General features: G+C 58.6%; 13 protein-coding genes. 6 read left to right on the forward strand and 7 right to left on the reverse strand.

What is annotated here, in order from left to right:
* The first annotated feature begins 103 nt into the window (after positions 1 to 103).
* Positions 104 to 1,327, forward strand: a complete 1,224-nt coding sequence (locus tag SK62_RS14940; protein ID WP_017382491.1) for a phosphoadenosine phosphosulfate reductase — start codon at positions 104 to 106, stop codon at positions 1,325 to 1,327.
* Positions 1,312 to 1,938: an IbrB-like domain-containing protein gene (locus SK62_RS14945; protein WP_017382492.1), complete on the forward strand. Its 627-nt coding sequence runs from the start codon at positions 1,312 to 1,314 to the stop codon at positions 1,936 to 1,938. Before SK62_RS14940 ends, SK62_RS14945 begins: the two co-directional genes overlap by 16 nt.
* Here the strand turns inward: SK62_RS14945 and SK62_RS14950 are convergent, their stop codons facing one another.
* Complete coding sequence (locus SK62_RS14950; protein WP_045348561.1) at positions 1,939 to 3,099, reverse strand: pyridoxal phosphate-dependent aminotransferase; 1,161 nt, start codon at positions 3,097 to 3,099, stop codon at positions 1,939 to 1,941.
* A 122-nt stretch (positions 3,100 to 3,221) separates the two neighbouring features.
* Between SK62_RS14950 and SK62_RS14955 the strand changes: the two genes are divergently transcribed.
* The 3 genes from SK62_RS14955 to SK62_RS14965 are packed head-to-tail and all read left to right on the forward strand — an operon-like array spanning position 3,222 to position 5,061.
* A complete protein-coding gene (locus SK62_RS14955) occupies positions 3,222 to 3,836 on the forward strand; it encodes a methylthioribulose 1-phosphate dehydratase (RefSeq protein ID WP_017382494.1) in 615 nt (204 codons plus the stop codon).
* Positions 3,833 to 4,522 carry an acireductone synthase gene (gene mtnC, locus SK62_RS14960; RefSeq protein WP_045348562.1) on the forward strand — a complete coding sequence of 230 codons (690 nt, stop codon included), beginning with the start codon at positions 3,833 to 3,835 and terminating at the stop codon, positions 4,520 to 4,522. The genes SK62_RS14955 and mtnC overlap by 4 nt, the downstream gene beginning before the upstream one ends.
* Positions 4,519 to 5,061 (forward strand): 1,2-dihydroxy-3-keto-5-methylthiopentene dioxygenase, encoded by a 543-nt coding sequence (locus SK62_RS14965; RefSeq protein ID WP_023296108.1) that lies wholly within the window; start codon positions 4,519 to 4,521, stop codon positions 5,059 to 5,061. Before mtnC ends, SK62_RS14965 begins: the two co-directional genes overlap by 4 nt.
* Positions 5,062 to 5,127: 66 nt before the next feature.
* Here SK62_RS14965 and SK62_RS22955 read toward each other — a convergent pair whose 3' ends face one another.
* Both SK62_RS22955 and mtnA read right to left on the reverse strand, forming a co-directional pair.
* A complete protein-coding gene (locus SK62_RS22955; protein ID WP_017694329.1) occupies positions 5,128 to 5,265 on the reverse strand; it encodes an SRPBCC family protein in 138 nt (45 codons plus the stop codon).
* An 88-nt stretch (positions 5,266 to 5,353) separates the two neighbouring features.
* A complete protein-coding gene (gene mtnA / locus SK62_RS14970; RefSeq protein WP_040117363.1) occupies positions 5,354 to 6,370 on the reverse strand; it encodes an S-methyl-5-thioribose-1-phosphate isomerase in 1,017 nt (338 codons plus the stop codon).
* Positions 6,371 to 6,472: 102 nt separating this feature from the next.
* Between mtnA and mtnK the strand changes: the two genes are divergently transcribed.
* Entirely contained in the window at positions 6,473 to 7,672 is a 1,200-nt protein-coding gene (mtnK, locus tag SK62_RS14975) for an S-methyl-5-thioribose kinase (protein ID WP_045348563.1), read from the forward strand.
* Positions 7,673 to 7,759: 87 nt separating this feature from the next.
* On the opposite strand, the gene SK62_RS14980 is transcribed toward mtnK, so the two are convergent.
* The 4 genes from SK62_RS14980 to SK62_RS14995 all read right to left on the reverse strand — a co-directional run bounded on the left by SK62_RS14980 (position 7,760) and on the right by SK62_RS14995 (position 12,672).
* On the reverse strand, positions 7,760 to 9,001 hold the full coding sequence (locus SK62_RS14980) for an LVIVD repeat-containing protein (protein ID WP_047718636.1): 1,242 nt from the start codon (positions 8,999 to 9,001) through the stop codon (positions 7,760 to 7,762).
* Positions 9,002 to 9,093: 92 nt separating this feature from the next.
* A complete protein-coding gene (locus SK62_RS14985; protein ID WP_015571167.1) occupies positions 9,094 to 10,158 on the reverse strand; it encodes a sugar ABC transporter substrate-binding protein in 1,065 nt (354 codons plus the stop codon).
* A gap of 19 nt (positions 10,159 to 10,177) precedes the next feature.
* Positions 10,178 to 11,173 carry an ABC transporter permease gene (locus SK62_RS14990; protein ID WP_045348565.1) on the reverse strand — a complete coding sequence of 332 codons (996 nt, stop codon included), beginning with the start codon at positions 11,171 to 11,173 and terminating at the stop codon, positions 10,178 to 10,180.
* The gene (locus SK62_RS14995) at positions 11,170 to 12,672 is read right to left on the reverse strand and encodes a sugar ABC transporter ATP-binding protein (protein ID WP_048249660.1); all 1,503 of its coding nucleotides are present in this window, start codon (positions 12,670 to 12,672) and stop codon (positions 11,170 to 11,172) included. The genes SK62_RS14990 and SK62_RS14995 overlap by 4 nt, the downstream gene beginning before the upstream one ends.
* Positions 12,673 to 12,727: the final 55 nt, after the last annotated feature.

The following is a 12,727-nucleotide window of genomic DNA, read 5'->3' on the forward strand; positions in this document are numbered from 1 at the left end:
AAATCGCAAACTGAAAAAATGATCCCGTGAAAATAATGAAAAATGATTTCATAATATCGTCTTAATTTTTTCCAGACATTTAACACGCAGGATGCGATTAACCATGTCTATCTATAAAATCCCTTTACAGGAAAATGTTTTAGACGCTTCAGCGGAACGCATAGACTGGACGCTAAACAATTTCTCCAGGGTATGCGTTTCCTTTTCCGGTGGAAAAGATTCTACCGTGATGCTGCATCTCGTTGCCCAGCAAGCACGGCAATTAAAGCGAAAAATAGATGTCATCTTTCTGGACTGGGAAGCGCAATTCTCCTCAACCATTCAGCATGTTGACACGATGAGAACGCTGTATCGGGATGTTATCCATCAGTTCTGGTGGGTAGCGCTTCCGCTCACGACCCAGAACGCCCTGTCACAGTTTCAACCTGAATGGCAGTGCTGGGAACCCGGGACAAACTGGGTTCGCCAGCCACCGGAAGATGCCATTACCGATTATCACTATTTCGATTTTTATCAGCAGGGAATGACGTTTGAAGTCTTCGTGCGAGAGTTTGCCGAATGGTATGCGCAAAAACGTCCTGCCGCCGTCATGGTGGGGATCCGCGCCGATGAATCCTACAACCGCTTTCTGGCTATCGCGTCGGCACGTAAGCAGCGCTTTTCTGACGATAAACCCTGGACGACCGTCGCACCGGGCGGGCACACCTGGTATATCTACCCTCTGTACGACTGGAAAACCGCCGACATCTGGACGTGGTTCGCGAAATCGAAATGTTGCTATAACCCGTTATACGACCTGATGTACAAGGCGGGGGTGCCGCCGCGTTATATGCGCATCTGCGAACCGTTTGGCCCGGAACAGCGTCAGGGCTTGTGGCTCTATCATGTCATTGAACCCGAACGCTGGGCGGCGATGTGTGAGCGTGCCTGCGGGGTGCGCAGCGGCGGTATTTATGCCGGGCACGATAACCATTTTTATGGCCACCGGAAGATCCTGAAACCAGACCATCTTGGCTGGCGCGAATACGCCATGCTGCTACTCGACAGCATGCCGCAAAATACGGCGGAACATTACCGCAATAAAATCGCGGTTTATCTCCACTGGTATCAAAAGCGAGGCATGAACGATATTCCCGATACGCAGGAGGGTGACATTGGTGCAAAAGATATCCCCTCCTGGCGACGCATTTGTAAGGTTTTACTCAACAATGACTATTGGTGCCGGGCACTTTCGTTTAGCCCAAATAAGCCCAAACACTATCAGCGCTACAGCGACAGAGTGAAAGCAAAACGCAAGGAATGGGGGATTTTATGCAACAACGAATAATCACCGAAATGGAAACGTACCTTCAGGCACTTTCTGAGGAAGAGCGAATAGCCGCTATTAATGCGTTTCGTCAGGCATTACATGAAATCAGCCCTTTTCGCGATCAGCCCGTCGATTGCGTATTGTGGATAAAAAAGACAAACATCAGCGCTAACGATTACAACCCAAATAACGTCGCGCCACCGGAAAAGCGGCTGCTCAGCAAGTCACTGGAGCTGGATGGATTCACACAGCCTATCGTGGTGACGGAAAATGCGCCACAGCACTACGAAATTGTCGATGGTTTTCACCGCCATGATATCGGCAGTAACCGGGCGCCCCTGAAGCGCCAGCTTAAGGGTTACCTTCCTGTCACCTGCCTGCGTAAAGCGCGGCAGGAAAAGTTCGACCGCATGGCTGCGACCATTCGCCACAACCGCGCGCGCGGACGCCACCAGATCAACGCCATGTCAGAAATCGTGCGCGAGCTGGTGCTTATGGGCTGGAGTGAGCAGAAAATTGGCCAGGAGTTGGGTATGGATAGCGACGAAGTGCTGCGCCTCAAACAAATCAACGGTCTGCTCGAACTCTTCGCAGACCGTCGTTTTTCTGAAGCCTGGACGGTGAAATAGTCAGAGCGCGTTTAACCGCGCAGCCGCTGCCAGCAGCGTCGATTCCTGCTTCGCAAAGCAAAGCCGGATCAGCTTATGCGGGAAGGGATCGGCGCAGAACACCGACAGCGGGATGGCCGCCACACCCACCTCTTTCGTCAGCCACTGGCAGAAACTCACGTCGTCCAGATCGGAAATCGCGCTGTAGTCGGCCAGCAGGAAGTAAGTACCTTCACAGGGTAAAATCTCCAGCCGACTCTGGCTCAACGCAGCCACAAACCGATCCCGACGCGCACGGTAAAAATCCGGCAGCTCGCGGTAGTGTCCGGGTTCGCTGCGCAACATGTCCGCCAGCGCCAGCTGAGCGGGTGTGTTCACCGCAAACGTCAGATACTGGTGCACTTTACGCAGCTCAGCGCTGATGGCGGCGGGCGCCACGCAGTACCCGACCTTCCAGCCGGTCATATGGTAGGTTTTGCCAAATGACGATACCGCGATTGCACGCTCACGAAGCTGCGGATGCGCCAGCACGCTGGCATGCCCCTCTTCGGCGAAGCAGATATGCTCATACACCTCGTCGCTCAGAACATAGATTTCACGTTCGGCGATGGCCTGCCACAGGGCGGCAAAATCGCTCTTCTGCCACACCGTCGCCGATGGGTTGTGCGGCGTATTCAGGATCACCAGCCGGGTTTTATCGCTCAGCAGCGCGGCAAACGCCTGCCAGTCCGGACGAAAATGCGGCGGCTGGAGCGCCACGCGTTTCACTACGCCGCCGGCCAGTTCAATCGCCGGGGCGTAGCTATCGTAGCTTGGGTCAAAACAAATAACCTCATCGCCCGTACGCACCAGGGCGGTTATCGCCGCATACAGCGCTTCGGTCGCCCCTGCGGTTACCGTGATATCGCTGTTCGCATCAGGTTTATAGCCATACAGCTCAGCCGTTTTATCCGCAATGGCTTCACGCAACGCCTGCACGCCGGTCATCGGCGCGTACTGGTTTGCCCCCTGCGCCACGTGGTACGCCAGACGCTCCTGCAAATAGCGCGGGCCGTCAAAATCCGGGAACCCCTGCGAGAGGTTAATGGCGTTATGCTGCTGCGCCAGAGCGCTCATCCGGGTAAAAATTGTCGTGCCGAGATTTGGAAGTTTACTATGCGGGATCAACGGGTTATTGCTCATTGTAGTGTGCCTGCCTGTAATACTTATGTTGCTGACACTATAACACGATGTTAGTCTTTGGCAATCAAGACGCTTAGACGTCTAAACGATATAAATATTCCTGACCGAGAGGGTAAAAGGAAATGACAGACAACCTGCAACTCACACACCTGGTCGAGGCCTGCCGCTGGATTGGCGCAAAAGGCTGGGCGCCCGCTACCGGCGGCAATATGTCCGTGCGTCAGGATGAACACCTGTGCTGGCTGAGCGAATCCGGAAAAGACAAAGGCAGCCTGACCACCGCCGATTTTCTACAGGTTGAAATCGCCACCAACCGTGCGCCGTCTGGCCGTAAACCGTCGGCAGAGACCGGGCTGCATACCCTCATCTATCGCCTGTTTCCCGAGGCTAACGCCGTCCTGCACGTTCACACTGTCAATGCCACGGTGCTGTCGCGTCTGGTCAACGAGGCCGAGCTGAAGATCACCGGTTTCGAGATGCAAAAATCCCTTACCGGGCAGACCACGCACCAGGATACGGTGGCCATCCCGGTGTTTGATAACGACCAGGACATCGACGCCCTCGCCTCGCGCATCGCCCATTACGCGCAGGAACGCCCGCTTAATTATGGTTTTCTTCTGCGCGGTCATGGCTTAACCTGCTGGGGACGCGACGTGGCCGAAGCCCGCCGTCATCTGGAAGGGTTAGAATTCTTATTTGAATGCGAAATGCGTTTACGACAATGGGAGAGAGTATGATTCGCGCGATTGTGACGGATATTGAAGGGACCACCAGCGATATCCGTTTTGTCCATGATGTTTTGTTCCCCTACGCGCGTGAGCGGCTGGCGGCCTTCGTGACCGCGCAGCAGTACGCCGAGCCGGTCAAATCGATTCTGGACAACCTGCGCGATGAAATCAGCGCTCCGCAAGCCAGCGTCAGCGATCTCATCAACGTACTGTTTACCTTTATGGATGAAGACCGCAAATCGACGGCGCTCAAAGCCCTGCAAGGCATCATCTGGCAGGACGGTTACGTCAACGGTGACTTTACCGGACACCTCTATCCTGACGTACTGCCCGCGCTGGAAAAATGGAAGGCGCAAGGGATTGATCTCTATGTTTATTCCTCTGGCTCTGTCGCCGCGCAGAAACTGTTATTTGGCTACAGCGACGAAGGTGATATTACTCATCTGTTCAGCGGCTATTTTGATACCCGCATTGGCGCCAAGCGCGAGGTGCAGTCTTATCAAAATATTGCGGCGCAAACGGGCATTGCCCCGTCGCAGATCCTGTTTCTGTCGGATATTCATCAGGAGCTGGACGCAGCTGAGCAGGCGGGTTTTCGCACCCTGCAACTGATTCGCGGTGAAGATGACGGCGCAAGCCATCATCATCAGATCCACCAGTTTGACGAGATTAATCCGGAGCAAATCCCTTCATGAGCGCATTGACCATTTATTCCGATAAAGACGCCAGTCAGCACCAGTGGCACAGCGCCGACGCCGCCGAGATTGCCCAACAGCTCAACGCCAAAGGCGTGCGGTTTGAACGCTGGGCGGCGGATCGCGATTTAGGGCACGATCCCGCGCCTGAAGCCGTGATCGCGGCCTATCAGCATGCGATCGACAAGCTGGTGGCAGAGAAAGGTTACCAGAGCTGGGATGTGATCAGCCTGCGCGCCGACAATCCGCAGAAAGAGGCGCTGCGCGCGAAGTTTCTGAACGAACACACTCACGGTGAAGACGAAGTGCGCTTTTTCGTGGAAGGGGCGGGATTGTTCTGCCTGCACATCGGCGATGAAGTGTATCAGGTGCTGTGCGAGAAAAACGACCTGATTTCCGTTCCCGCGGGCACGCCGCACTGGTTTGATATGGGCTCAGAGCCGAACTTTACGGCGATTCGTATTTTCGATAACCCGGAGGGTTGGGTGGCGCAGTTTACCGGGGATGCGATTGCGGATGCGTATCCACGCCTGGCATAGTCTGAACAGGCACGGTTAGCCCCCTCTCCCTGTGGGAGAGGGTTGGGGTGAGGGCACCCGCGCGCACTACGCGTTAAGCCCCTTAACATACCCCACCAGATGATCCAGCACCACGCCCCATGCTTCGTGGAAGCCCATCTGCTCATGTTGCTCGCGGATCTCCTTCGTCGGATGACGCGCAATCGCCGAGGTCGCGCGGTGCATCCACCACGCGCTCCAGTTTTAAGTCTGTGTCAGGATCGAGCGTCACGATGTTGTCCTCTCAGGGAACGCCCTTAAAGGATAGCCGGACTCAGGCAAATTTCCCTTTCGCTACCTCGTCCGGTGTGACCACGCCTGTATCCAGCACCCAGCCGCTAATCAGCGAGGCGGGGGTGACGTCAAACGCCGGGTTATAGACCTGCGCCTCTTGCGGCGCCCACTGCACCGCGCCAAAGCTCCCCGCCACGCCCGTCACTTCACTGGCCGCGCGCTGCTCAATCGGGATTGCGTCACCGTTCGGGCAGTCCGGGTCGAGGGTCGTTTGCGGGGCAGCGACGTAGAACGGAATGCCGTGAAACTTCGCCAGCACCGCCAGGGAATAGGTGCCGATTTTGTTCGCCACGTCGCCGTTGGCGGCAATGCGGTCTGCACCCACCCACACGGCGTCCACCTGCCCTTTTGCCATCAGGCTGGCGGCCATGGAGTCGGTAATCAGCTGATACGGTACGCCCAGCTCGCCGAGTTCCCACGCGGTCAGCCTGCCGCCCTGCAATAGCGGACGGGTTTCATCCACCCAGACGTTGCTTACCTTGCCTTCCTGATGCGCGCGGGCAATCACCCCCAGCGCGGTACCGACGCCCGCCGTCGCCAGCCCGCCGGTGTTGCAGTGGGTCAGCAGACGGCTGCCGCGCTTCACCAGCGCGCTGCCCGCACTGGCAATAGCGTCACAGAGCCGTTTGTCTTCGTCAATCAGCCGCAGCGCTTCAGCCACCAGCGCCGGAACATAATCTTCCTGCCACAGCGCATTCTTCATGCGATCGAGGTTATTCATCAGGTTCACCGCCGTCGGGCGGGAGGCGCGCAGGGTTTCCAGCGCCACCGCCAGCTCGTCGCGGCTTTTGCCGCTTTCCGCTAACAGCGCCAGCAACAGGCTTGCAGAGAGACCAATCAGCGGCGCGCCGCGCACCCGCAGGGCGTGGATGTGCCCGACCAGCGCCTCGACCGTCGAGGCATCCAGCCAGCGTTTCTCCTGTGGAAGCGCCTGCTGGTCGAGAATAAAGAGCTGATTATCCGCCACCCGCAGGCTGGTCGTCTGTAATGTCTGCATGTCGTTAATTCCCTGTTGCGTTGTTGTAGCACATTGTGTCAGGATGAAATCCAGATGTATAGACGTCTACATGTCTTAATTAGCAAAACTGAGGAGCAGGCCATGTCGCAATACCGTACCTTTACCGCTCAGGACGCCGTGGAGTATGCCAGGCAGTTTGGCGGACTTGACGATCCTTCATCGCTGGTAGAGGCGCAGGAAATCGGCGACGGCAACCTCAACCTGGTCTTTAAAATTTTCGACCGCGCGGGCGTGAGCCGCATCGTCGTTAAGCAGGCGCTGCCCTATGTACGCTGCGTCGGCGAATCCTGGCCGCTGACGCTGGATCGTGCCCGTCTTGAAGCGCAAACCCTGGTCGAGCATTACCAGCACAGCCCGCAGCACACGGTAAAAATCCACCACTTTGACCCGGAACTGGCGGTGATGGTGATGGAAGATCTCTCCAGTCATCGCATCTGGCGCGGCGAGCAGATTAACAACATTTACTACCCCCAGGCGGCGCGTCAGCTGGGGGAATATCTGGCTCATACCCTGTTTCACACCAGCGATTTTTATCTGCATCCGCACGATAAAAAAGCGCAGGTAGCGAAATTCATCAACCCGGAGATGTGCGAGATCACCGAAGATCTGTTCTTTAACGATCCGTACCAGATCCACGCGCGCAACAGCTACCCGGCCGAGCTGGAAAACGACGTTGCCGCCCTGCGCGACGACGCCCAGCTTAAAATCGCCGTGGCCTCCCTCAAGCACCGCTTTTTCTCGCACGCCGAAGCCCTGCTGCACGGAGACATTCACAGCGGTTCGATTTTTGTGGCCGACGGCAGCCTGAAGGCCATCGACGCTGAGTTCGGCTATTTTGGGCCGATTGGCTTTGACGTTGGCACCGCCATCGGCAACCTGCTGCTGAACTTCTGCGGCCTGCCTGGGCACCTCGGCATTCGCGATGCCGCCGCCGCGCGCGAGCAGCGCCTGACCGATATTCAGGAACTGTGGAACACCTTCGCGGAGCGCTTCCAGGCGCTGGCAAACGAGAAAGCCCGCGACGCCGCACTCAGCGCGCCGGGCTATGCCTCCGCGTTCCTGAAAAAGGTCTGGCATGACGCCATCGGGTTCTGCGGCACCGAGCTGATTCGCCGCAGCGTCGGGCTTTCACACGTGGCGGATATCGACACCATCCAGGATGAAGCCATGCGCCACGAATGCCTCCGCCATGCAATATCCCTCGGTAAAGCGCTGATTGTCATTGCCGACCGCATCGACAGCGCGGAAGAGCTGGTGGCGCGGGTGCGGCAGTACAGTTGAGAACGTTTGCCCGGTGGCACTGCGCTTACCGGGCCTACGGGTGCAAAATGTAGGCCGGGTAAGGCGAAGCCGCCACCCGGCAAAAACTCACCCCAGATACTCAATCACCGACATCCCGCCGTTATAGTCCGTGCTGTAAATAATCCCCTGCGCATCCACAAACACGTCGCACGACTGGATCACCTGCGGGCGGTTGGGCCGCGTATCCATCATCCTCTCCGGCGCCGCGGGCACCAGCGCTCCCGTTTCCACCGGGCGATACGGATTGGAAATATCGTACGCGCGCACGCCCGCGTTCTGATACGTCGCAAAAATTAGCGTTGAGCTGACGAAGCTTCCCGGCCGGTTCTCGTGCAGGTTGTGCGGGCCGAAATGCGCCCCTTTCGCCACGTAGTCAGTTTCATCCGGCTGCGGGAAGGTGGCAATACTTACCGGATTCGACGGCTCGCGGATATCAAACAGCCAGATCAGCTTTTCGCCGTCCTGCTGGTTATCCAGCACCGCCTCGTCCAGTACCACCAGCAGGTCGCGGTCCGGCAGCGGCAGCGCGGTGTGCGTTCCGCCGCCAAACGGCGGGCTCCAGTTGCGATGGCTAATCAGCTTCGGCTGCGCGCGGTCCTTCACGTCCAGCAGCGTCAGGCCGCCGTCGCGCCAGCTGCCGTAGGCGGTGTCGCCGGCAATAATCGCATGGTGCAGGGCGTAACGTTTTCCTTCCGGCCAGTCCGGCTTCTCACCTTCGGCCTGGTTCATCCCGGGCAGCCACCAGCGCCCCGCGACTTCAGGCTTACGCGGGTCCGCCAGATCGATAGTCAGGAAAATGTAATCGGTAAAGCCGTCGATCAGCGCTGAAACGTAGGCCCAGCGGCCACCGACGTACCAGATGCGGTGAATGCCGATGCCGCTCAGCGACAGAAAGCCGATTTCGCGTGGCCTGTCCGGCGTGGAGATATCAAAGACGCGAAGCCCGGCGCTCCAGCCTTTATCCTGCACGTCGCTGACGGTCTCCCCCACCTGGCGGGTGTAGTAGACCTTCTCATCGGCAAAACGCGCATCGGCAAACAGATCCCGGGCGTTAATCACCAGCAGAAAATCGTCGTGCGCCTGGAGGTGTACGTTCCAGGTACCCGGCGGCGCGGGCACGTAACCTGCGGCTTTTGGTTTTTTCGGATCGCGCACGTCGACAATGGAAAAGCCCTGCGACACCATATGACCGATATAGGCGAAACCACGGTGCACCATCAGCTGTACACCGTCCGGACGACCGCCCTGGTCGCTATGGCCAATCAGCCGCATATTGCGGCTGTATTCGGGAGGGGGTAATTGAGACACCTTATGCTCCTTACGCCCGGTGGCGCTACGCTTACCGGGCCTACGGGTGCGAAATGTAGGCCGGGTAAGGCGCAGCCGCCACCCGGCTTGGTTTACTTGTTTTTAGCGGCAAGCGTCGCAAACCACGGCGCGATAAAATCTTCCGTCTGGCCCCAGCCCGGAATGATTTTCCCCAGAGACGCCACGTTCACCGCGCCCGGCTGGGCGGTCAGCAGCGCCTGCGGAATAGCCGCCGCCTTGAAATCGTAGGTGGCAGGCGTCGCTTCTCCGGCAATCTTATTGGCGATCAGGCGTACGTTGGTCGCGCCAATCAGCTTCGGATCTACCGCCACGCTCACCTTCCACGGGCTACCCGGCTCGCGCATCAGCTGGAGATCCTGGTTGGAGATGTCGATGCTGTAGAGCTTGATCTCGGTGCGGCCGTTCTCTTTCAGCGCCTTATACGCGCCCTGACTGAAGGCATCCCAGGTCCCCCAGATGGCGTCGATTTTACCTTTCGGGTATTTCGCGAGGATCGCCCCCACCTTGTTGGCGGTGTCGCCCTGCACGTCAGAGGAGACCGCGCCGATGGACTCCAGCTCTTTAATCTCCGGATACTGCTTTTGCAGTTCTTTATACGCCGCCTGACGGCGCTCCATCGGCGGGAAGCCCGCGACCCACAGCTTGACGATATTGGCCTTGCCGTTGAAATCTTTCGCCAGTTGACCAAAAGAGAGGTTGGTCAGGGAGGCATCGTCCTGCTGGGTAACGGTTACGCCCGGGATCTCGCCGTTCACGGCGGTATCAAACACCGAAACTTTAATCCCGGCATCCACCGCCTTCTTTACCAGCGCGGTGGAGTACGGATCGCGCCCCTGAGAGAGAATAATCCCGTCGTATTTCTGGCTGATGGCCTGGTTCACGAAATCCTGGAATCTGGCGTCGTCCCCGTTACTTAAAAACGTGCTGACCTTAAAGCCGAGCTTTTTCCCTTCCTGAATCGCCCCGGCAACAAACTGCGTGGTGTTGTCGTCCGAGCCCAGGTTGCGGATCACCGCAATGCGAATGGGGCCGTCATGGCTGGCAATGGCGGCCGGAACCGGCGCGGGGGTAGCCGCCAGGCCCGGCAAAGAAGTGAGTAATCCAAGAGCTACCAAAGAGAGCGCAATCTTTTTCATTTATTATCCCGTTGTGTTGTCAGCGTTTTTGTATGTAAGTAATCGCCAGTGCCACCGCGAGCACCAGCCCTTTTATAATGTCCATGGCGTAATACGGCACGGAGAGCATCACCAGCCCGTTCGACAGCACGCCGAGGATCACCGCCCCCACCAGCGTGCCCAGCGCGTTCGGCTTGCCGGACCCGGCCAGCGAGAACCCGATCCACGCCGCCGCCACCGCATCCATCAGGTAGCCGCCCCCCGCATTCACCTGCGATGAACCGATACGCGAAGCCAGCAAAATTCCACCCAGTCCCGCCAGCAGCGAGGCGATCACGTAGGCCGCCACCTTGTAGCGCGTGGTGCGAATACCGGAGAGACGCGCGGCTTCCGGGTTGCCGCCAATGGCGTACATCCGGCGTCCGTGGGTGGTCAGCGACAGGCCAAGCTGCGCCAGAATCGTCACCACCAGCATGACGATCACAATGGTCGGCACCTGCCCCAGCAGGCTGAACGCCGCCGGAATGGTCCCTTCCGCCATGTCGCCGCTCGGCAGCACCATGTTCTCGGTAATCGACCCGCCGTAGCTGTAGGTCATCGCCACGCCCTGGATGACAAACAGGCTGGCAAGGGTCGCGAGCATGTCCGGAATGCGCAGGATGACGATCAGAAAGGCGTTAAACAGGCCGACCAGCGTGCAGAGCGCAAGGGTCAGCAGAATCGACTCGGTGGTGCCGAAGCCGTGCCAGACGAAAAGCGAAATCACCAGCGCGTTCGCCAGCGACGCGGTTGACCCCACCGAGAGATCGAACCCGCCGACGGTCAGCGAAATCGAGACGCCGATGGCAATCACCGTCACGATGGCAATCGAGCGCAGAATGTTGATGATGTTGTTCGGATCGAGGAAGCTGTCCGACGCCAGGCCAAACACCGCCACCAGCGCGACGACGGTCAGCAGCATGCCCCACCTGTAGAGAAAATCGAAAATCTGCTGACGGCCAGACGCCGCCGCATTCACTGAAAGGGCCTTGCTCACGACGCCGTTCCTCCGGTTGAATAATAAAGTAGTGTCTCTTCCCGGGCCTCGGCTCCGGCGATTTCCGCCACGATGCGTCCGTCCCACAGCACGCAGATGCGGTCGCACAGCCCGACCAGCTCGGCGAACTCGCCCGAGGCGTAAATGACACCTTTGCCCTCGCGCGCCAGGCCGTCGATCAGCTGAAACAGATCGGTTTTGGCCTTCACGTCCACGCCTTTGGTCGGCTCGTCGAATATCAGCACGCTGGCGTCATTGCGCAGCCATTTGCCGATGGCGACCTTCTGCTGGTTACCGCCGGATAAGCGTCGCAGCACCTGCCCCGGCCCGCGCGTGCGCACGCCGACGCGGGCAATCACCTCTTCTGCCCAGCGCCACGCCTGACGATGACCAAACAGGCTCCAGCGCGAGAAGCTGTTATCGGCGCACACGGCAAGGTTCATGCTCACCGGCTCGTCGATAAAAATGCCCTCTTTGCGCCGCTCCTCCGGCACCAGCGCCAGACCGCGCAGTACCGAGTCTGCCGGATCGCGCGGTTTCCAGGCCTGATGGTTCAGCTCGCCGCGCGCGACGCGGCTTTTGCTGGCGCCAAACAGCGCCTTGCAGAGTTCCGTTTTCCCCGCCCCCGCCAGCCCGGCAATGCCGAGGATTTCACCTTTGCGCAGGTGCAGGGAGATATCTTTCAGCAGCGCATCGTCGTGCAGCCCTTCCACCCGCAGCAGCGTCTCCTCACCGTGCGGCGGGCGCGGGGGCGGATAGATATCGCTCAGCTCGTGGCCGAGCATCTTCTCAGCAATCGCTTCGCCGCTCAGATCCGCCATCGGGCCGGACTCAATCAGCCTGCCGTCGCGAAGCACCGTCAGGGTGTCGCAGATGGCCTTCAGCTCGTGAATGCGGTGAGAGATAAACACCACGCCGATACCCTGCTGTTGCAGACGTCTTACTACCGCAAACAGACGCTCACTCTCGTGCGCGTCCAGCGGCGCGGTGGGCTCATCAAGAATGAGAAAACGGCAGTGGTGCGAGAGCGCCCGCGCAAGCAAAATCTGCTGTTTTTCAGCCAGCGTGCAACTGTCGATGGAGCGGCGTACGTCGAGCGAAACATCCAGCTGCGCCAGCGCCTGCCGCGCCTGCTGACGAACCGCGCGCCAGCTGTAGCGGTGCCCCGGATGCGCCAACTGGTCGAGCATGATGTTTTCGGCAATGCTTAACCCGGGGATGAGCGCCACATCCACCTCCTGCTGCACAAGGTGGATACCCAGCCGTTTGGCGTCCAGCGGCTCGCGGATACTTACCGGCTGGTTGTTAATGCAGATTTCGCCTTCATAACGATCGTGCGTCCCGCACAGCACCGCCATCAGCGTCGATTTCCCCGCGCCGTTGGCGCCGGTCAGCGCATGCACCGACCCGCCGTTCAGGGTGAAATCCACGCGCGACAGGGCCTGAAAGCCGGAAAAGGCCAGGCTGATACCGCGCATCTCAAGGCGACTGGAAACCATCCGCGTAAATCCTTCATTACTCTTCTGATTTAGCGAATTTTTCACAGCTCTTGTT

This window comes from Enterobacter sp. BIDMC109, from assembly GCF_001037885.1.
GTDB lineage: Bacteria > Pseudomonadota > Gammaproteobacteria > Enterobacterales > Enterobacteriaceae > Enterobacter > Enterobacter hormaechei_C.

Coding starts and splice junctions, on each gene's coding strand:
- SK62_RS14940 (WP_017382491.1), top strand. CDS start 104: ATGTCTATCTATAAAATCCCTTTACAGGAAAATGTTTTAGACGCTTCA.
- SK62_RS14945 (WP_017382492.1), top strand. CDS start 1,312: ATGCAACAACGAATAATCACCGAAATGGAAACGTACCTTCAGGCACTT.
- SK62_RS14950 (WP_045348561.1), bottom strand. CDS start 3,099: ATGAGCAATAACCCGTTGATCCCGCATAGTAAACTTCCAAATCTCGGC.
- SK62_RS14955 (WP_017382494.1), top strand. CDS start 3,222: ATGACAGACAACCTGCAACTCACACACCTGGTCGAGGCCTGCCGCTGG.
- mtnC (WP_045348562.1), top strand. CDS start 3,833: ATGATTCGCGCGATTGTGACGGATATTGAAGGGACCACCAGCGATATC.
- SK62_RS14965 (WP_023296108.1), top strand. CDS start 4,519: ATGAGCGCATTGACCATTTATTCCGATAAAGACGCCAGTCAGCACCAG.
- SK62_RS22955 (WP_017694329.1), bottom strand. CDS start 5,265: ATGCACCGCGCGACCTCGGCGATTGCGCGTCATCCGACGAAGGAGATC.
- mtnA (WP_040117363.1), bottom strand. CDS start 6,370: ATGCAGACATTACAGACGACCAGCCTGCGGGTGGCGGATAATCAGCTC.
- mtnK (WP_045348563.1), top strand. CDS start 6,473: ATGTCGCAATACCGTACCTTTACCGCTCAGGACGCCGTGGAGTATGCC.
- SK62_RS14985 (WP_015571167.1), bottom strand. CDS start 10,158: ATGAAAAAGATTGCGCTCTCTTTGGTAGCTCTTGGATTACTCACTTCT.
- SK62_RS14995 (WP_048249660.1), bottom strand. CDS start 12,672: ATGGTTTCCAGTCGCCTTGAGATGCGCGGTATCAGCCTGGCCTTTTCC.